Origin of the sequence: Bombella intestini (assembly GCF_002003665.1) — a bacterium.
Taxonomy (GTDB): Bacteria; Pseudomonadota; Alphaproteobacteria; order Acetobacterales; family Acetobacteraceae; genus Bombella; species Bombella intestini.
Map to the genome: position 1 here is coordinate 166,720 of NZ_JATM01000003.1, position 17,720 is coordinate 184,439.

A 17,720-nucleotide genomic window follows, 5' to 3' on the forward strand; every position below is an offset into this window, starting at 1 on the left:
ATATGAGCGGGATTCTTCCCGTCAGGTTTGCTCTGCCATTATGTCTTTTCCTGAATCGTCCAGTCGTCCTTACGAGGAATGTGGTGTTTTTGGTGTCTGGGGTGTGCCGAATGCGGCCGCACTGACGGCCCTTGGCCTGCATGCCCTCCAGCATCGTGGTCAGGAGGCGGCCGGTATCGTCAGCTTTGATGGTGAAGCCTTCTATCAGCACAAGGCGTTGGGTCTTGTCGGAGATGTGTTTGGTAATCAGGATGTAATCGCAGGCCTGCCGGGGGAAGCGGCTATCGGGCATAACCGTTATGGTACAACGGGCGGAACCCATGTACGCAACGTCCAGCCTATTTATGCTGACTATGCGTTTGGTGGTCTGGCTGTGGCCCATAATGGTAACTTGACCAATGCGGCCACCCTGCGTCAGGCACTGGTGAAGCGCGGTTGTATTTTCCACTCCACGATGGATACGGAAGTGATCGTCCATCTCATCGCTATTTCACTGTATGATACGGTGATTGAGCGTCTGATGGATGCGGCAAAGAAGATCAAGGGCGCTTACTCCCTCATTACTCTGACGCCGGATAACGGCTTGTTAGGGATGCGGGACCCACTTGGTGTACGTCCGCTGGTTCTGGGCCGTATGCCCGGCTATGAGGATAAACAGGGTGGCTGGGTGCTGGCTAGCGAGACCTGTGCGCTGGACATCATTGGTGCCGATTATGTGCGTGATCTTGAACCGGGTGAGATTGTCGTCATCAATGCGGAGGGCGTGAAGTCGCTTTGGCCGTTTGGTGATGTTGGCCGTCGTTTCTGTATCTTCGAATATATTTATTTTGCCCGGCCTGATTCCATTCTGGAAGGTCAGTCCGTTTACGAAGTACGGACCCGCATTGGTGGTGAGCTGGCCCGGGAGAGCGGGGTAGAGGCCGATGTAGTCGTGCCTGTGCCTGATTCCGGTGTGCCATCAGCTATCGGTTATGCTCATGAAAGCGGCCTGCCTTATGAGATGGGCATTGTGCGAAACCATTATGTAGGCCGGACCTTTATCCAGCCGACTGATCAGGTTCGTAATCTGGGTGTGAAGATGAAGCACTCAGCCAATAAGGCCGTGCTGGAAGGCCGTAGGGTCATTCTGGTGGATGATTCAATCGTGCGTGGTACAACATCCCGCAAGATTGTCGATATGGTTCGGGCCGCTGGGGCGAAGGAAGTGCATATGCGCATTACGTCTCCGCCGACCAAGCACCCTTGCTTCTATGGGATTGATACCCCCTCCGAAAAGCACCTTCTGGCTGCTCGTCACTCGCTGGAGGAGATGCGGAAGGCTATTAATGCCGATAGTCTTGCTTTTATTAGCTTTGACGGTCTTTATCGTGCGCTTGGTCATCAGGGCCGTCCGGCAGAAAATCATACGAACTGTGACGCCTGTTTCTCCGGTGATTATCCCATCACGCTGGTTGATAAGGATGGTAAGTTGATTCAGCAGTAAAGCTGAATCAACTGGATAATCCGGTGTGGACGTTGAGACCGGTTTAGGTGAGCCGAACTTGCCGGGTTATGTGATAAAAAAAAGGGCTTGGTGGAACATTCCACCAAGCCTTTTTTGTCTGTGTATCAGCTTTTCCTGTTACGCTTTTGGGGGCGTGATGTTGGGCTGAAGCATCAGTTTAGGGTTAGCCACCCGGTCATATTCTTCACCCGTCATGAAGCCAAGGGCAAGCGCACTCTGGCGGGGGCTCAGGCCATGTTCCACTGCATGATGAGCGACCTGCGAAGCTTTGTCATATCCAATGCTGGGGGACAGTGCCGTAACCAGCACGAGGGAATGGTCCAGCTGTTTGCGGATATGCTCCTCATTGGCGGTTGTGCCTTCAATAAGGAAGCAGCGGAAATTCTCCATGCCATCATGGAGCAGGGTAAGGCTCTGCATGATGTTCTGGATCATCAGAGGTTTGTAGGCGTTCATATCCAGCATTCCGCCGGCACCACCCATTCCTACGACCACATCATTCCCCATAACCTGAAGGCACAGCATCGTCAGAGCTTCAGCCTGTGTGGGGTTGATCTTACCGGGCATGATGGAAGAGCCGGGCTCATTTACCGGTAGGTTCAGTTCACCCAGACCAGCCCGAGGGCCGCAGGCGAGCAGGCGGATATCATTGGCGATTTTGAAGAGGCTGCCCGCCAGTGTCCGCAGGGTGGAGGAAAGATGCACTAAGGCATCATGCGCACCCTGAAGAGCGAATTTATTCGTCCCGCTGGAGAAGTCCAGATGAGTGAGACGGGCAATCTCCTTACAGGCCCGTGTGGCAAATTGAGGGTCGGTATTCACACCGGTACCTAGGGCTGTTCCCCCCAGAGCCAGCGGGAAAAGTCCATCCCGGGCCTGTTCCAGCCGCTGGAGGTTATCTTCCAGCATCCCGGCATAGCCTTCCCATTCCTGCCCTAGCGTAATGGGCACAGCATCTTGAAGGTGTGTCCGGCCTACCTTGACGATATGCTTCCATTGCGCCGCTTTATGGGCGATGGCGCCTTGTAGCCGTTCCAGAGCCGGGATTAGACGGCGATGGGTTGTTAGCGCACTGGCGATGTACATGGCACTGGGGAAGGTGTCGTTGGTGGATTGCGCCATGTTTACATCGTCATTGGGGTGCAGTGGCTTTTTGCTGCCCAGCTTCTGACCGGTAATTTGGCTGGCCCGGTTGGCGATGACCTCATTAACATTCATGTTGAACTGCGTGCCAGAACCCGTCATCCAAACATGAAGGGGAAAGTGACGGTCATGCATGCCGCTCATAATCTCATCACAGATGCGGATGATGAGATCGGCTTTCTCCTTGGCAAGCCGCCCACTGGCAGCGTTGGCTACAGCACAGGCCCGCTTGAGAATGGCATAAGATTCGATCATTTCACGGGGGATGAGTTCCTGCCCGATGCTGAAATAACGTAACGAACGCTGGGTCTGAGCCCCCCAGAGGGCTGTCTGGGGGACATCAATCGGGCCGAGGCCGTCTGTTTCTGTACGATTTGCCATGAGTGAAGAGGTCCTGCCGGAAGTAAAGTGAAAGGGAAGGGTCAGGCTGCCTGATAAGGCTGATAACGGGGCCGCCAGCTTAGGGCGGCTAGAGCCTCCCGCAGGGCGTTATCATCAAGAGGGAGGCAGAGCTGTTCCTGCTGGGCCTGCCGGGCCACGGCACCAGCAACCCGCAGGGCGACATCATGAATATTCTCAATCGGCGGGAGCAGGTTTTTCCCACCAGACTGCATCGGAGAGAGAGCAGCTACAGCCTGCGCTGCGGCCATGACCATGCCCTCGCTGATGCTCTTTGCTTTGCAGGCCAGTGCCCCCAGCCCCAGACCGGGGAAGATGTAGGAATTGTTGGTTTGGTCAATGACGATGCTGCGGTCATTAATCTCAACCGGAGAGAAGGGGCTGCCCGTGCTGACGATGGCCCGTCCGGCCGTCCATGTCAGGATGTCCATTGGTGTGGCTTCGACATGACTTGTGGGGTTGGAAAGCGGGAAAATGAGCGGCTGGGGGCAATATGTGGCCATTTCCCGGATCATGCTCTCTTTGAAGAGGCCTGCCTGACCGGAAACGCCTATCAGGATGGTGGGGTGGTTCTGATTGATGACGTCTGCCAGAGTGCGGCCCTGCCCGTTCTGGGCTGTTTCGTCCTGTCGGGCAAAAAGGGCCTGTCCCTCGCTTAGCCCTTCCATGTCGTGGGTCAGCAAGCCGTTGCGATCCACGATATAGAAGCGTTTCAGAGCGTCTTCTTGCGACAACCCTTCAGCTTTCATAGCAGCAAGGAGAAGACCAGCAATGCCGATGCCCGCTGCACCACCGCCAGCAAAGGCAATACATTGTTGTTCCAGCGTTTCGCCTTTGGCTTTCAGGCCGCTGAGAATGGCTGCTGTGGCGATACCTGCTGTGCCCTGAATATCGTCATTGAAGCTGGGAAGGCGGTCCCGATAACGCTGGAGTAGAGGGGCAGCATTGCGTCCGGCGAAATCTTCCCAGTGCAGTAGGCAGTCCGGCCAACGGGCTTGAAGGGCCGTGACGAATTCTTCAATGAAATCCGCATAATCCTGCCCTCGCAGGCGAGGGCTGCGGCTGCCTATGTAGGTGGGGTCATTGCGGAGCGTGACATTATCTGTCCCGACATCCAGAGTAATGGGCATCATTAGGGCCGGATTGATTCCGGCGCAGGCCGTATAGAGGGCGATCTTGCCGATGGGAATACCCATGCCGTTGGCTCCGAGATCACCCAGCCCGAGGATGCGCTCCCCATCGGTGACGATGACAAGGCGGATATTATCATTAGGGATGGCGGCCAGACGGTCGGCTATATGTCCCTTGTCGGCCTCGGAAAGAAAAATTCCCCGTGGTTTCTGCCAGATTTTGGAAAATTCTTGGCATGCCTGCCCGACACCCGGTGTGTATACAACGGGCATGAGTTCTGTGAGGTGCTTCTGTAGTAGGGCGTAGAAGAGGGTCTCGTTATTGTCCTGAATGGCCCGGAGGCGGACATGCCGGTCCAGAATATTTGTTCCACTCATGATGTTGGCATAAGCCTGCTCAACCTGTTCTTCCAGCGTATGGATGCCGGGGGGTAGAAGGCCATGCAGCCCTAGAGCCGTACGCTCCTCCCACGGGAAAGCCGTACCTTTGTTGAGCAACGGGTCATTCAACACCGCCATGCCACGCTGGGTGACGGAATGGGACGAAAACGTAGCGGACATGGGTATTGATCCTCCGGACTTGTGGCGGGCTGGGAAACAGGACGAATGATAGGATGATGGGGGGGTAAAAGGAACCCGTCTCTACCTTTTGTTCGGGCGTATCCACCTGTCCCCGGCAAAGCGGAACTGGGCGAAGATGAACCCCGCCGCCAGCCCTGCCAGCATGAGTGGAATCACCCAGAGGGAGACGGGGGCAAAGAGCTGGGGAAAAAGCAGCCGGGTGAGGCCTAGGATTAAGGCTAGTCCACAGAGGGCGCAGATCAGGCTTTCTCGCCTCACAGGGCCATAATGTTTCTCTGCATGGCAGTGGGGGCACAGGCTGGCTGTATTCTGTAGAGGCTGGTGGCAGCAGGGGCAGGCACTCAAGCTGCGTTGGGGCAGGGCATGTGTGGCATTATCCAGTCGGGTAGCAGCGGTGCGGGTCAGTTGGGAAAAGGGACTAGATTTCATGGCTTGCTATCCTGCGGCACCGTGGCGGGTGTCATGGTGCTGGCCGGTGGGCTGATCGGTGATGTCTGGAATGCTGAGGCTGGAATCTGACTGGCAGGCTGCGGCCCAAAGAAGGGCTGCCCATTGATGGCATAAAGCAGCAGGGCCAATAACGGGACGAGGAGGAGAGTGGCGATACCGAGAAGCTTGTGAATGTTACTGGCGCCAGACAAGCTCTGGGGAGGGACAGAAATGTGATTGAGGATCTCCCGTTCTGTTTCGATACGGGCAGTATCATAAGGTTGTTTTTCCAACAGGCCCGCTTGCCTGTCCCGCTCCAGCGAGCTTAGACGCCGTTTATAGAGGGCGAGCGTTGGGTCTTCTGTCTGCCCGGATACCCGGAGGCGCACGATGAGGCTCAGGCCGATAGGCAGCCCGATGAACAGGCAGATAAGAGCAATGAGTAGAAATGACATAGGGTCAGTCCTTCTTCAGCAGGCTGTCCAGAATGCGGTGTTCTTCCGGGGTCAGGGGGGCGGGAGCGGGTGCAGAACGATGCCAAAGGCGGCGTACTAGCAGTAGAGCCACCATAAGGCTGAGAATAGGCATAAGCCAGAGTAGAGCCGTTATGGCGGAGAAAGAAGGACGTAGGCGGATGAACTCTCCATAACGCTGAACCATCCATGCCTCGATGTCCTTCGGGGAACGTCCTTGCTGGAGTTGTAAGCGAACGATATGCCGCAGGTCTCTGGCTAAAGGGGCAGAACTCTCCTCGATGCTTTCATTCTGACAGACAAGACAGCGAAGCTGCTGGCCTATTTGCTGGGCTTTTTGCTCAAGGGCTGGGTCAGGCAGCATTTCATCGGGTGTATCCACAGCTAAACAAGCAGGGATGGAAAAGAGAAGCAGGAAGAGGGCGAGAACGAGCCTCTTCATGGCACTGTCTCCAGTTGTGGGTGAATATGGGTCTGATAGACAGTGTCGGTCAGGCTACCTGTTCCATGCCAGACAATGCGCCCCCCCGTGTGCGGATCGGGCATGATAAGGAAGGTTTCTGGCACGCCGGTCACGCCCCAGTCGATGGCTGCTTGTCCTTCCCGGTCCATACCAAGCCGGGCGAAGGGGTGGCCTGCCTGTTCTAGCCAATGGGCGGCCGGGGCGGGGTGATCCTTATAGCAAAGGCCCCAGAGGGCCAGTGGGGCAGTATTGCTGCCCTGAGGAAGGGCCAGCGAGGTGGCAAGGTGGCGGATGAAGGGGATTTCCTCCACGCAGGGCAGACACCATGAGGCCCAAACGAAGAGTAGAACCGGCTGCTTTATCGCTTGGAAGTCCCCACGGGTCAGACCGGGCGGGGCGGAAGGCATCTCAGAGAGTGGTGGCAGAGCAGGGAAGTCGGGAACGGGTCGGCCTGTCAGAGGGGTATTGATGGCTCTGGGGTCAAAATGCCCCTGATTCAGCCCATGCAGCATACGGACAAAGCCCACTCCCAGACCAGCAGCTCCCAGAGCGGGCAGGGCAGCGAGAAGATGGCGGCGTGTGAGTGTCATGCCTGCACTTTCCCTTCCATGCGCAGCGGACGCCGCCGGGCGGGCAGAAGATGCAGCCCGCTCCCAAGGGCCATGATAATACCGCCTAGCCATATCCACGAGGCCAAGGGGTTTTCATGCAGGCGTAGAATAGCCGTGTAATGGCTCTGCCCCTGCGGGTCATGCTCTTCTTTCACGCTGCCCAGCGCGGCATAGAGGTCTTCCAGCGGGCGGTGGAGAATGGCGACATGTAATGTCCGCTGCCCCTGTTGTGGGAAGAGGCGGATTTCTGGCGTCAGTTCGGCAAGGATCGGCCCATGGGCATCGTGATGGCGGATGGTTAAATGTGCTTTCACGGCTTCGTAATTAGGGCCGTGATGGGCTGTCAGTGCTGTGAGTTCCCAGTCCCGCCCGGTTAATGTGGCATGGGTGCCGGGCTTGGCCTCTATGAGGCGTTCCTGACTACCCGCCATGCCGCATAGGCCAAGGATGGTTACGCCCACCCCAATATGGGCAAGACTTGCAGCCCAGAGGCTGCGTGGCAGGCGGTGAAGCTGTCGGTCCCCTGCTGGCAAGCCACGCAGGCGGAGGATGAGGTCACAGAGGGCTGCACTGATGACCCACAGGGCTAGCAGGGCAGCGAAAGCAGCTAGAGGTGTGGGGAACAGCCAGAATGCAGGCAGGATGTTCCCGGCAGTGACGAGTAGAGCCGGGGCTAGACGGGGCAGGAGTTTGTTCGCTCTAGCCTGCCGCCACGGCAGGGCCATGCTCACCCCCATGATGGCCAGCAGTGGCAGAGTGAGCGGAATGGTCGTGGCATCAAAGAAGGGTTTACCAACGGAGAGGGTACGGCCAAAGAGCAGCTGCATGAAGGGCGGATAGAGCGTCCCCGTGAGCACAACGGCGCAAAGTGTGCAGAGCAGGATGTTGTTGAGCAGCAAGGCCCCTTCACGGGAGAGCGGGGAAAATCCTGTTTGTGGGGAGGGTAAGGTGGGGGCACGGATAGCAAAGAGGAGCAGGCCGCCCCCGCCATACAGGCTTAGCAGGCCCAGAATAAACAGCCCTCGGGCCGGGTCATTGGCAAAGGCGTGAACGGAATTGAGAATGCCCGATCGCACCAGAAAGGTGCCCGAGAGGGAAAAGGCAAAAGTGGCAATCGCCAGTAATAGGCACCAGCCTTGCAGTAGATTGCGTTTCTCCACGACAAGAATGCTATGGAGAAGGGCGGTACCCGTCAGCCACGGGATGAGGGCGGCATTTTCTACGGGGTCCCAGAACCAATATCCCCCCCAACCCAGTACGGAATAGGACCACCACGACCCCAACGTGATGCCCAGCGTCAGCAACGCCCACGCACTGATGACCCACGGGCGCATATACCGGGCCCAGAGCGCATCAGCTTTTCCTTCCAGCAGAGCACTAATAGCGAAGGCAAAGGGCACGGCAAAGCCGACATAACCGCTATAGAGTAGTGGTGGATGGACAGCGAGGCCGGGGTCCTGAAGAAGCGGATTCATCCCCATCCCATCGGCTGGTACCGGCCAGAGCCGTAGGAAGGGGTTGGAGGACGTTAGGCAGAAAAGTAAGAAGCCAGCCTCCACTAGTCCCAATAAGGCCAGAATCCGAGCCCGCAGGCGGGGGGGGAGTGCTTCCGGGCGGGCTGTGGTTGGGGCGGGAAGCAAGGCCAGCCCTGCACACCACAGGCTTAACAGTGTGACCCAAAGTAGCAGCGAGCCTTCATGATTGCCCCAGAGACCAGCAATCTTATAGGCCCAAGGCTTGTTAATGGCCGAGGTTTCGGCAATGAGCTTCAGGGAAAAATCATTCCCCAGAGAGGCAATGATAAGGCAGGCCCATGTAAAGAGCAGGGCAAGGCATTGGCTGAATGCCAGAGGGCGGGCTAGAGCGGTGAGGGGACTCTCTGCTCGGCGGAGGCCGATCAGTGGCAAGATAGCCTGCATGAAGGCCAATACGCAGGCCAGAGCCAGAGCAAAATGTCCGCCTTCTGGGCAGAAAATAGTCGCCAATGTGGCCATGTTACTCCGCAGCTCCTTGTTTGTTCTGCGGGGCAGGGTGCGGAGTGGTCATGCTGTTCCAGCTGGCAGCATCTGGTGGAGGGCCGAAACGAGGGTCCCATCGGCCACTCTTTTGGAGGGCATCAGCAACTTCCTTAGGCATGTAGGTCTCGTCATGCTTGGCGAGAACTTCGCTGGCGGTGAAATCATGTCCATCATAGCGGCCTAGGGCGACAACACTCTGCCCCTCTCGGAATAAATCCGGCAGAATACCTCGATATTGTACGGTGATGGCAGCCTGTCCATCTGTCACGTCAAAGCGGGCTTCTGGCGTGTTGTTAGCGGTTTTGTCGGTATGGAGAGAGCCTGCTACGACCATGCCACCCAGCCGGATGGTCTGGGCCGGGGCTGGAGGATGGGCCACTACCTGCGAAGGGGCCATGAAAAAGACAATAGTGCTGGAGAGCGCATTGAGGACCAACCCCACCGCACTGCCAAGGCAGAGCAGGCAGGCCAGAATGATCCAGAACCGTCCGGCCTTGCGGCGGGTGAAGGGAAGTGATGCAGCCATGGTCTCCCGTTTAAAGCCAGTGGGGCTGTGTGTTAATCTTTTTCCTGTCTCGTGGCGGGATTTGCCGCTGTGTCGTGAAGACGCTGCATAAGGGTCAGCCGTTGCGAAGCGCGCCGCAGACGGAGAAGGCTGGTGGTAATTATGATTGCTAGTACTGTGATAACTAGCCCGTAGCTGGCCAGCACGAAGCCCCAGTGCGGGGGCCAAAGGGCGGGGTGTATCATACCAGCGGCTCCCGCAGGGCGAGAGATTGGGCACGGCGTTCCAGCAAGGTAGTACGGGTGCGGATCAGCAGGAGGGCAATGCCTGTTAGGGTGAAGCCGGTCGCACAGACAAGTAAGGGGTAGAACATGCTCATGGACATGGTGGGTGCCCCGGTCAGGGTGATGCTATCGGGCTGATGCAGGGTGTTCCACCATTGCACGCTGAACTTGATGATCGGCAGATCCACCACTCCAGCCAGAGCCAGAAGAGCAGCAGCCCGCTGACCTCGCACGGGGTCATCAAAAGCCCGTATGATCAGAATATGGCCGATATAGAGGAAGAATAGAACGAGCATGGAGGTCAGCCGTGCATCCCAGACCCACCATGTTCCCCAGCCCGGCTTCCCCCAGAGTGACCCGGTGATGAGGCACAGGGCAGTCGCTGTTGCACCTAGCGGTCCGGCTTCCAGAGCTACAATTCCGGCCAATGGATGCCGCCAGACCATGCATAATAGCCCGCAGAGAGCCAGCAACACATAATCTGCCGAGGCCAGCCATGCCATGGGGACGTGCAGATACATGATGCGTACCGTCTCTCCCTGTTGCCAGTCTGCCGGGGCACAGCATAGCCCCCAGACTACCCCCACAGTCAGTATTGCTAGACCAATGAACAGGCATGGAAAGATGACGGGGCGGGTAACATGTAGGAATCGAGCAGGGCTACCCGTCCATCGTCCCGATGGTATCGTGGTGGTGGAAGAAGACATAGAGAGAGTATGGCGGCTTCCCGAAAGGAAGAAAAATGAAAAATAGTACTGCTTTGGTGGCGGTCATGCTCTCATGGTCCGTATGGAAGAGAGCAGGACGCCGCAAGCCTTGAAAAAGCGTCAAAGTCAGGCATTGTAAAGCGACCGGTCGTACACGATATGGCTGCACATACAGAGGCCGGAAGGACCGAACGTCCCGGCCCGGAAAATAGGGAGAGAGTGACGCATGGCCTTTTGGCTGATCAAATCAGAGCCGGCCTCCTTTTCATGGGATGAGCAGGTGAAGAATGATGTCGAACCGTGGACAGGCGTGCGGAACTATCAGGCCCGCAATAATCTGAAGGCCATGAAGTGCGGTGATAAGGCTCTGTTCTATCATTCTGTGACAGAAAAGCGCATCGTGGGCGTGGTCGAGGTTGTGCGGGAGGCTTTCCCAGACCCAACCGCCGATGATCCTCGCTGGGTCTGTGTGGATGTAAAGGCCGATGGAGCGTTTCGTAATCCCATCTCGTTGGCGGAGATCAAGGCGGACCCAGCTTTGGAGAGTATGGCACTACTTAAGCAGTCCCGCCTTTCTGTTGCCCCGGTAACAGAGGAAGAATTTGCCTATCTGACCCGTAAGGGACAGTGGGAAAAAGCGCAGTAATTACGGACCGGTCCGCTCGGGCGGCCCGCTCTGGACATGAGGAGATTCAAACCATGACGGAACAGCGCAAGGAGCATGTACCCAGTGCGAGTTTCCTGTCTCAGGACCTTGATACGGAAGCCCTAGCCCAGCTTCATGCCGTGCTGGATGGTGTGGAGAAAGGCCGGGGTACGTTGGCCCGTCTGGGTGATCTGATGGGCGGAGCCGTTGGGCGTGCTGCGCATCTGGGGTTGCAGGGGCTGTCCCTTGCGCCGGGTCTTCAGGAAAAGCTCCAGAATCTGGCTAGCTCGGCACTGGATCAGGCCTACCGCATTTCTATTCTTGGTCTAAGCCGGAAAGGTGATGCTGCCTCCGGGGCACGGCGTGAGAATCTGATACAGGCTGCTGTGGCGGTCTCTGGTGCGGCGGGGGGCTTTGGTGGCTTCATGAGTATGGCACCGGATGTTGGTTTTACCACGTTAGCTATCATGCGAGAGATTGCTGCCATTGCGCAGGAAAATGGCGAAGACTTGCAGAGCGAGGAAACACGCCGGGCTTGCCTAGAGGTGTTTGCCTTGCGAGGCATAGGGGAACAGACAGGAGAGGGTGAGCTGGGCTTTTTTGCCGCCCGTGGCTTGATGCGGGGGCAGCCCCTTGTGATGCTGATGGCCGAGGTAGCGGGGCATTATGGCATGGCACTTTCCCGTAAGCTGGCAGCCCAGATGGTACCAGTGGCCGGGGCCCTCTGCGGTGCGGCCATTAACTCGGCCTTTCTTGCCCATTATCGGGCTTTGGCCAAGGCTCATTTTACCATCCGCAGGCTGGAGCGTACCCATGGTAATGCCGTGCGAGAAGCCGCCGAGGCTTATCGGGGTAGTCACCCGGGGGCCTGAAAAGCGGTGCTCTCTCGTCCGTAACCAGCGGATGGATGAACAGGAAGAAGGCGGCTCCTATGGGGCCGCCTTTCTTTTTTGTGGAGATTCAACCCCGGCGGGTGCGGAAGAGTTGATACAGTTCCAGCGGTCCAAAGATGAGAATCCCCAAAAGGGCGAGGACCCGCATAACATCCATGAGTGGCCTTAATGCAGGCCAGACAAGCTGTAGGAGAAAGGACAGAGCTAGAGCGATCGTATAGACATAGGTCTGTGATGAAGGAGAGGAAGAGGGGCTATTGGACATGATTCGGCGTCTCTACATGAAAGGCTGATCAATGGAGCTTATCACAGCTGAACTGCTTTTGTGTGCTTATGGGGAAGGGCTGTTCCCCATGGCTCCAGATGAGCAGAGCGATGAGCTGGACTGGTTCTGCCCGCAGGAGCGGGGCATCATCCCGTTGGATAAACCGGCTTTGCCTCGGCGGCTTATGCGTACCGTCATGGCTGGGCAGTATCGTTTGTGCAGCGATGAAGACTTTGACGGCATGATGCAGGCCTGTGCACGTTTGACTCCCACCCGCACGGAAACATGGATTAGCGGGCGTATTCGCCAGCTCTATGGAGAGTTACACCGTATGGGGCATGCTCATTCTGTGGAGGTCCGGGACCGGGAAAGTGGGGCACTGCTGGGGGGACTGTATGGTGTTTCCCTTCAGGGAGCGTTCTTTGGGGAGAGTATGGTCTCCCATGTGCGGGATGCCTCTAAAATTGCGTTGGTACATTTGATGGCCGCCTTGAGACAGGGCGGCTATCGTTTGTTGGATACGCAATATGTAACCCCGCATCTGGCTAGTCTGGGTTGTGTGGGGGTGCCCTTTGCAGCTTACAAGCAGCAGCTTGATGTTGCTATGCAATACCCTGCCCGCTGGCCGGGGGATGTCAGCCTCGGAGCCTTGAAGTCGGAGCTGGAGGGCATGATGTAGGACGTTACCGGCAACGTTGGTCGGTAAGATTTTCTCTCTGGCTCTGCCATCGTGGTCTGTTATGCTGCCATTCATCTTCAGATGAGAAACAGTCTGATACTGGTATATGGATGGAATAGCGGGAGATATGTGGATGCGGTGGCGTATCAGGGAGGCTTTGCAGAAGCGGGATAAGGCGAAGGTGTGGTCCGGAGGGGCCGTCATGGCCGCTGGTTTGGGGGCCGCTATTGCGCTGGTCAGCGGTACAGCCAATGCCGCCCCGCTAGCAGATCACCCCCCGCTTGCCCCAACACGGGATGCCGTGGTGACATATCGTTTCCAAACAGAAGTTCTGCCGGGGAAAGGGCAGGAGGCCGGGCCAGTGCATCAGGTGTCGGTGTCTTTTGCTGCTTCGGGAGATCGTTTGCGGATCGACCCGGATGATGGGCAGAGTGCCACCATTCTGGACCGCCCTAATCAGATCATGACGCTCATCAGTATGCAGGCGCAGCGTTACATTCAGTTCCGCCCGATGCATGGGTTGCATAATACGTTTCTGCTCAGTCTAGACATGACCTACCATGCAGGTGGCATGAAACGGATCGCTGATGTGCCCTGCCAAGAATGGTCTATAGACAGTCCCCGAGGTAAGGCCACAGCCTGCGTAACAGAAGATGGCCTTATTCTCGCCGAGGATGGTGTAGATGCAGATGGGCTGCAGGGGCATTTGCAGGCCGTTTCTGTGCGGTATGAGGATATACCAGCAGACCGTTTCCAGCCGCCTGCAGGGTTCCAGAGATTTAGTCCATTTCTTAAGGGAAAGCCTCCAGTCCGACCGCAGGCTCAGCCTGTGCCGGGGGCGGCGTTGGATGGTAGTACTCATGGTTCCGGCCATGTTGGTGCGGAGGGCAAACCAGTGCCAGACCAGCCATACAGCCCCGATGATTCCGTGGGGGATGGTAGTGTTTCCCATGGCGACCAGCCTAACAGTGCGGAGCATTAAGAGCATGACACAGGGAAAAATGGCTTCAGATAATGGCGGGGCGTTGGCTGTTGGTAGTTCGGCCCCTGATTTCGAGCTGGAAGGTATGGGGCCTGCTGGGGCAGAGACGGTGAGCAGCGAAGCCCTCAAAGGGACACCGTATCTGCTCTATTTCTACCCACGGGCTTCTACACCGGGGTGCACCACGCAGGCTTGTGATCTGCGTGATCATTTGGCCGAGCTGCGTATTCCCGGTGGTGGTGCGCTGAAAGTGCTGGGTGTTAGCCCCGATGGCGTGAGTGCACTGGAGAAATTCATCACGAAACAGGCACTGAGCTTCACCTTACTGTCGGATCATGAGCATACACTGGCTGAGGCCTATGGCGTGTGGGTGAAGAAGAAACTTTATGGGCGGGAGTTCATGGGCATTGAGCGCAGCTCCTTCCTGATTGACGCCGAGGGGCGTATTGCTGCTTTCAAGCGGAAGGTACGCCCAGCCCAGCATGTGGCTTGGGTGCAGGAGGCTCTAGCCCAGCTTGGCTAGCAGGCCTCCGTTGCTCTGCGACCGTTCGGGAGCGGGTATATAAGCCGGGTTCTGTGTTTGTCTGGCCCTGTCAGGTGGCCTTCTGTCTGGGGTTTTTCTGTTTCAAGGCATCCTGATATGCGTTTTTCCCGGGGTATCGTGACATGAGATGGCAGATAATCCTGCGCCGTGTGGCCTTAGGGCTGTTAGTACCGCTAGTAGGGCTGTTGTTGGCGGTGGCTCTGCTTCTCGGGCGGCTCGCTCAAGGGCCTCTGGACGTGACGGGGCTATCCCATCGCTGGGGTGGTACTCTGACCCATCTGAGTGGGGGAGAACTCCGCTGGGAGCGTATGGCTCTGTCATGGAAACCGAGAAAGAACGGTCATTCATCAAAAATTCTGTTGAGCCTCGATAATGTCCATTACCGGGCCAGTCCCGAGGGTGGAGCGGCTGACGAGGCCATCGCAGACATGCCAGAGCAGCAGCTTGACCATGTCGGGGTTGTTTTCCGGCTGGCCAGCTTGTTGCATGGGCAGGTCGGTCTACGATCGTTGGACGTTCAGGGATTGCGTCTTGTGGCGTTCCGGGATGCCGAGGGGCATATCCAGTTTGGCCGCATGAAGTACAGAACACATCATCAGAGTGGTAGCGCTACGCCACCGCTGGCCTCTGTCATGCCCTATCATCTTGATCTTCAGGATATCAACCTGACCATCAAGGATGAGGCCGCCCCATCTTCAGCCCTAGTTGTGCACTTGCCAAAGCTGAAGGCCGATTACGCCAAGCGGAGCGGCTGGCAGGGAGAAATGGAGGCGTTTATTCAGGGGGATGGTCTGGGGGCTGCCCCGGGCGATTCCACGGTTCATCTGACAGGGACAATGAGCCCCGAGGGGGAGGAGCATACCCGCTGGCAGTTGAATCTGTCTTCTGTTCGTTTCCCGGCACTGGCGGCATGGCTACCGCTTTCCCCCGTACAGAAGCGGGGTATGGCCATTCCAAACCTACCTCTCGCTTTTCATCTGGAAGGTCAGTTGAATGGCTGGGGTCTATTGGGTCATTTTGACCATATAGCCGGTGAGATTACTGCTGGTACGGGTGAAATTGACCGACCCGGCAAGATTCCTTTCCGGGTTTCTTCCGGGCAGTCTTCCTTCCATTTGGAACCTTTGGAGGCAGGGCAGGCGGGGGCTTTGGTGCTCACACTGCATACAGACCTGAAAGCTCTGGATTCTGTTGGTAGGACGGTACCTTTTCTTCTGGATGTTCATGGAAATTTTGGTCATCCGGGCCATCCTGAGGCTATGGAAATGACGGTGGATGGCACCGTCCCAGAGTTCGATTTTGCGACACTGGCGAGTGTCTGGCCGGATGGTACAGCCCGTGGAGCCCGCCGCTGGATGACAACCAACATGACGGCTGGTCGTGGTGAGAATCTCAGGCTCCAGCTTTATTTTACGAGCGACAGCGGGTTCGATGGGTTGGATGTCCGCAAGCTGGGTGGGGAGCTGACAGGCCATAACCTGAATGTGACGTGGCTGGAGGGTATGCCGCAGGTTACAGGGGAGGATGCCTATGCCCATTTTGTTGATAATGACCGGTTGTTGATCGATGTGCAGCATGGGCATTTAGCCGATGGCAGAGGGGGCACTGTAACTGTGCCGACCGGGCATATCGTTCTTAATGATTTGCTGGAGCGAGAGCAGACGGGTGAATTCTCATTGGGGTTGGAAGGGTCTCTTCCGTCTTTCGTTGCTGTTCTATCGTACCCGCGGCTTAACCTTCTGTCCCGGCATCCAGTTAATCCAGCGGATACAGGGGGTAAACTGAAGGGGACGCTGTCGCTAAAGCTGCCTCTCAAGAATCATGTTCTGATGAAGAATGTCGATTTCGGAGCGGATTTTGACTTTCAGAGCGTCTGGTTTGCCATGCCCTCCTTTGGGCGTCTTCAGCGGGGGAATGGGCATTTTTCCCTTACTGATGTCGGGTTGACCATACAGGGCAGTGCCCAGTTTCGTGGCGTGACGGTAACAGGCAATTTATTCGATAGTTTCCAAGCCAACACGCCGGGTCGCTTGTTGCTGAAAGCGGACCTGACAGCTCCTCTGGGGCCGAAAGAGTTTCGTAGTCTAGGGCTGCCTATGACCCTGACGCAGGATTCTGTGATGCAGGGCAGAGGGCAGGGGCATGTTGTTTACAGCCAGTATGGCGAGGGCCCTGGGCATAAGAAGGAGACGGCGGCGGTGCAACTGGACCTCAGAGGGCTGGGGGTCCGGGCGCATTTTTGGCGCAAGCCAATCGGGGTGGCGGCTGGGCTTCAAGCGGGTATTGCATGGCAGGATGGGCATATAACCCGCTTGGACGGTGTAACGGCTTATGGGCCACAACTTGCCGTGCAGGCTGAAGGGCGGGTGCGGTCCGGTCAATTGGGAGGGATCAACCTTACCCATTTTCAGCTTGGGCGGACGCTTGGCAGTGCTGTGGTGGATTGGCCGCTGAAGAATGGGACACCTGATGACCAGCGTTATCAGATTTCCGTTCAGGCTAGCACATTGGATATTACCCCTTGGCTGGGCAGTCATGCCGCCGGGAAGGTACAATCGTCCCATGCCCGGTCAACGCCGGAAGGAAATGGACGGTCATCCGCTGATGTGCCCCGCAAGGCTATTCTACCAGCGGGTATCTGGGCGATCGGGCTGCGTGCTGATCGGATGATTTATGGTAGGGAGCAGACAGCTAGCCGTGTCTCGGCCAACCTGCATTGGGCAGCGCAGCGTCTTCAGGGGGCCTCTCTGCACGTGGCACAGCCTGCCATTAGTTTCGACCTCGTGCCGGATGCTCACCGGATAGGGGTGCTAGATGTCAGATTTGCCATCGCTGATCTTGGAAAGTTGCTGGCTTCTCTGGATGTTTACGACAAGCTTATTGGGGGGGCGGTTGCTCTAGAAGGACGCTGCCAGCCTGTTCCAGCCGGTTCCAATGTGACCAGTGCAGAGCGTACAATGGGGCTTGGTCTTGGCCTGCCACCTTTTGCAGGAACCGTGAAGCTGGATCATCTGACGCTGGAAAACCCGCCTGCGCTGCTTGTTATTGCTACGCTGGCAGCTCCTCTGCATTGGGGGCAGATTTCCCGTAAACGATTTGAGGATGTCCGCTTGCGGGCCGCCTTCAAGGTGGCCGGAGAGCAGCTTGAATTAGCCGATGCCCAGATCAATAATCCCATTCTAGGAGCAACCATGAAAGGGCAGCTGGACTTCCGGCGGTCCACTGTGCAGATGCAGGGAACTATCTCTCCATTTTTCGGGATCAATCAAGCTGCTGGAAGTGTCTTTGGGGCTCGAAAAGGCAGTGGCATCATGGCGATGACCTATAAGCTGGACGGCAGTTTGGATAAGCCGCAGATGCATGTTAACCCGTTTGCAGCTCTGTTGCCCGGTGGGCTGCGGCGTTTGTTTGAGTAAGAGGGTGACCCCGAGTTGGTAAGACCGGGGAAAGGCAGGAGAGATGA

General features: G+C 57.0%; 18 protein-coding genes. 7 read left to right on the plus strand and 11 right to left on the minus strand.

Annotated features, from left to right (window positions below):
- Positions 1-40: 40 nt before the first annotated feature.
- Positions 41-1,483: an amidophosphoribosyltransferase gene (gene purF / locus AL01_RS05645; RefSeq protein WP_077396489.1), complete on the plus strand. Its 1,443-nt coding sequence runs from the start codon at positions 41-43 to the stop codon at positions 1,481-1,483.
- Positions 1,484-1,621: 138 nt separating this feature from the next.
- Here the strand turns inward: purF and AL01_RS05650 are convergent, their stop codons facing one another.
- The 10 genes from AL01_RS05650 to AL01_RS05690 all read right to left on the minus strand — a co-directional run bounded on the left by AL01_RS05650 (position 1,622) and on the right by AL01_RS05690 (position 10,248).
- Positions 1,622-3,028 (minus strand): class II fumarate hydratase, encoded by a 1,407-nt coding sequence (locus AL01_RS05650; RefSeq protein ID WP_077396490.1) that lies wholly within the window; start codon positions 3,026-3,028, stop codon positions 1,622-1,624.
- A gap of 41 nt (positions 3,029-3,069) precedes the next feature.
- The gene (locus AL01_RS05655) at positions 3,070-4,737 is read right to left on the minus strand and encodes an NAD-dependent malic enzyme (protein WP_077396491.1); all 1,668 of its coding nucleotides are present in this window, start codon (positions 4,735-4,737) and stop codon (positions 3,070-3,072) included.
- 81 nt (positions 4,738-4,818) lie between these two features.
- Positions 4,819-5,187 carry a hypothetical protein gene (locus tag AL01_RS05660; protein ID WP_077396492.1) on the minus strand — a complete coding sequence of 123 codons (369 nt, stop codon included), beginning with the start codon at positions 5,185-5,187 and terminating at the stop codon, positions 4,819-4,821.
- Positions 5,184-5,642, minus strand: a complete 459-nt coding sequence (gene ccmI / locus AL01_RS05665; protein WP_077396493.1) for a c-type cytochrome biogenesis protein CcmI — start codon at positions 5,640-5,642, stop codon at positions 5,184-5,186. The genes AL01_RS05660 and ccmI overlap by 4 nt, the downstream gene beginning before the upstream one ends.
- Positions 5,643-5,646: 4 nt before the next feature.
- A complete protein-coding gene (locus AL01_RS05670) occupies positions 5,647-6,102 on the minus strand; it encodes a cytochrome c-type biogenesis protein (RefSeq protein ID WP_077396494.1) in 456 nt (151 codons plus the stop codon).
- Positions 6,099-6,713, minus strand: coding sequence for a thioredoxin domain-containing protein (locus tag AL01_RS05675; RefSeq protein WP_077396495.1), 615 nt, complete (start codon positions 6,711-6,713; stop codon positions 6,099-6,101). Before AL01_RS05675 ends, AL01_RS05670 begins: the two co-directional genes overlap by 4 nt.
- The gene (locus tag AL01_RS05680; protein WP_077396496.1) at positions 6,710-8,728 is read right to left on the minus strand and encodes a heme lyase CcmF/NrfE family subunit; all 2,019 of its coding nucleotides are present in this window, start codon (positions 8,726-8,728) and stop codon (positions 6,710-6,712) included. The genes AL01_RS05675 and AL01_RS05680 overlap by 4 nt, the downstream gene beginning before the upstream one ends.
- 1 nt (position 8,729) lies before the next feature.
- The gene (gene ccmE / locus AL01_RS05685; RefSeq protein WP_077396497.1) at positions 8,730-9,278 is read right to left on the minus strand and encodes a cytochrome c maturation protein CcmE; all 549 of its coding nucleotides are present in this window, start codon (positions 9,276-9,278) and stop codon (positions 8,730-8,732) included.
- 32 nt (positions 9,279-9,310) lie between these two features.
- On the minus strand, positions 9,311-9,502 hold the full coding sequence (locus tag AL01_RS09535) for a heme exporter protein CcmD (protein ID WP_143280706.1): 192 nt from the start codon (positions 9,500-9,502) through the stop codon (positions 9,311-9,313).
- Entirely contained in the window at positions 9,499-10,248 is a 750-nt protein-coding gene (locus tag AL01_RS05690; protein WP_077396498.1) for a heme ABC transporter permease, read from the minus strand. Before AL01_RS05690 ends, AL01_RS09535 begins: the two co-directional genes overlap by 4 nt.
- 226 nt (positions 10,249-10,474) lie before the next feature.
- Here AL01_RS05690 and AL01_RS05695 point away from each other — a divergent pair, with 226 nt between their 5' ends.
- Positions 10,475-10,894 carry an EVE domain-containing protein gene (locus AL01_RS05695; RefSeq protein ID WP_077396499.1) on the plus strand — a complete coding sequence of 140 codons (420 nt, stop codon included), beginning with the start codon at positions 10,475-10,477 and terminating at the stop codon, positions 10,892-10,894.
- Positions 10,895-10,947: 53 nt separating this feature from the next.
- Positions 10,948-11,766 (plus strand): EcsC family protein, encoded by an 819-nt coding sequence (locus AL01_RS05700; RefSeq protein ID WP_077396500.1) that lies wholly within the window; start codon positions 10,948-10,950, stop codon positions 11,764-11,766.
- A gap of 88 nt (positions 11,767-11,854) precedes the next feature.
- On the opposite strand, the gene AL01_RS09330 is transcribed toward AL01_RS05700, so the two are convergent.
- Positions 11,855-12,052 carry a hypothetical protein gene (locus tag AL01_RS09330; RefSeq protein ID WP_143280707.1) on the minus strand — a complete coding sequence of 66 codons (198 nt, stop codon included), beginning with the start codon at positions 12,050-12,052 and terminating at the stop codon, positions 11,855-11,857.
- Positions 12,053-12,083: 31 nt separating this feature from the next.
- On the opposite strand from AL01_RS09330, the gene aat reads away from it, so the two are divergent.
- The 4 genes from aat to AL01_RS05720 all read left to right on the plus strand — a co-directional run bounded on the left by aat (position 12,084) and on the right by AL01_RS05720 (position 17,673).
- Positions 12,084-12,731, plus strand: coding sequence for a leucyl/phenylalanyl-tRNA--protein transferase (gene aat / locus AL01_RS05705; protein WP_077396501.1), 648 nt, complete (start codon positions 12,084-12,086; stop codon positions 12,729-12,731).
- A 133-nt stretch (positions 12,732-12,864) separates the two neighbouring features.
- On the plus strand, positions 12,865-13,713 hold the full coding sequence (locus AL01_RS05710; RefSeq protein ID WP_241502721.1) for a hypothetical protein: 849 nt from the start codon (positions 12,865-12,867) through the stop codon (positions 13,711-13,713).
- Between the two features lie 4 nt (positions 13,714-13,717).
- Positions 13,718-14,236 (plus strand): thioredoxin-dependent thiol peroxidase, encoded by a 519-nt coding sequence (gene bcp / locus AL01_RS05715; protein ID WP_241502722.1) that lies wholly within the window; start codon positions 13,718-13,720, stop codon positions 14,234-14,236.
- A 143-nt stretch (positions 14,237-14,379) separates the two neighbouring features.
- Positions 14,380-17,673: a YhdP family protein gene (locus AL01_RS05720; RefSeq protein WP_077396502.1), complete on the plus strand. Its 3,294-nt coding sequence runs from the start codon at positions 14,380-14,382 to the stop codon at positions 17,671-17,673.
- The last annotated feature ends 47 nt before the right edge of the window (positions 17,674-17,720 follow it).

Coding starts and splice junctions, on each gene's coding strand:
- purF (WP_077396489.1), top strand. CDS start 41: ATGTCTTTTCCTGAATCGTCCAGTCGTCCTTACGAGGAATGTGGTGTT.
- AL01_RS05650 (WP_077396490.1), bottom strand. CDS start 3,028: ATGGCAAATCGTACAGAAACAGACGGCCTCGGCCCGATTGATGTCCCC.
- AL01_RS05655 (WP_077396491.1), bottom strand. CDS start 4,737: ATGTCCGCTACGTTTTCGTCCCATTCCGTCACCCAGCGTGGCATGGCG.
- AL01_RS05660 (WP_077396492.1), bottom strand. CDS start 5,187: ATGAAATCTAGTCCCTTTTCCCAACTGACCCGCACCGCTGCTACCCGA.
- ccmI (WP_077396493.1), bottom strand. CDS start 5,642: ATGTCATTTCTACTCATTGCTCTTATCTGCCTGTTCATCGGGCTGCCT.
- AL01_RS05670 (WP_077396494.1), bottom strand. CDS start 6,102: ATGAAGAGGCTCGTTCTCGCCCTCTTCCTGCTTCTCTTTTCCATCCCT.
- AL01_RS05675 (WP_077396495.1), bottom strand. CDS start 6,713: ATGACACTCACACGCCGCCATCTTCTCGCTGCCCTGCCCGCTCTGGGA.
- AL01_RS05680 (WP_077396496.1), bottom strand. CDS start 8,728: ATGGCCACATTGGCGACTATTTTCTGCCCAGAAGGCGGACATTTTGCT.
- ccmE (WP_077396497.1), bottom strand. CDS start 9,278: ATGGCTGCATCACTTCCCTTCACCCGCCGCAAGGCCGGACGGTTCTGG.
- AL01_RS09535 (WP_143280706.1), bottom strand. CDS start 9,502: ATGATACACCCCGCCCTTTGGCCCCCGCACTGGGGCTTCGTGCTGGCC.
- AL01_RS05690 (WP_077396498.1), bottom strand. CDS start 10,248: ATGTCTTCTTCCACCACCACGATACCATCGGGACGATGGACGGGTAGC.
- AL01_RS05695 (WP_077396499.1), top strand. CDS start 10,475: ATGGCCTTTTGGCTGATCAAATCAGAGCCGGCCTCCTTTTCATGGGAT.
- AL01_RS05700 (WP_077396500.1), top strand. CDS start 10,948: ATGACGGAACAGCGCAAGGAGCATGTACCCAGTGCGAGTTTCCTGTCT.
- AL01_RS09330 (WP_143280707.1), bottom strand. CDS start 12,052: ATGTCCAATAGCCCCTCTTCCTCTCCTTCATCACAGACCTATGTCTAT.
- aat (WP_077396501.1), top strand. CDS start 12,084: ATGGAGCTTATCACAGCTGAACTGCTTTTGTGTGCTTATGGGGAAGGG.
- AL01_RS05710 (WP_241502721.1), top strand. CDS start 12,865: ATGCGGTGGCGTATCAGGGAGGCTTTGCAGAAGCGGGATAAGGCGAAG.
- bcp (WP_241502722.1), top strand. CDS start 13,718: ATGACACAGGGAAAAATGGCTTCAGATAATGGCGGGGCGTTGGCTGTT.
- AL01_RS05720 (WP_077396502.1), top strand. CDS start 14,380: ATGAGATGGCAGATAATCCTGCGCCGTGTGGCCTTAGGGCTGTTAGTA.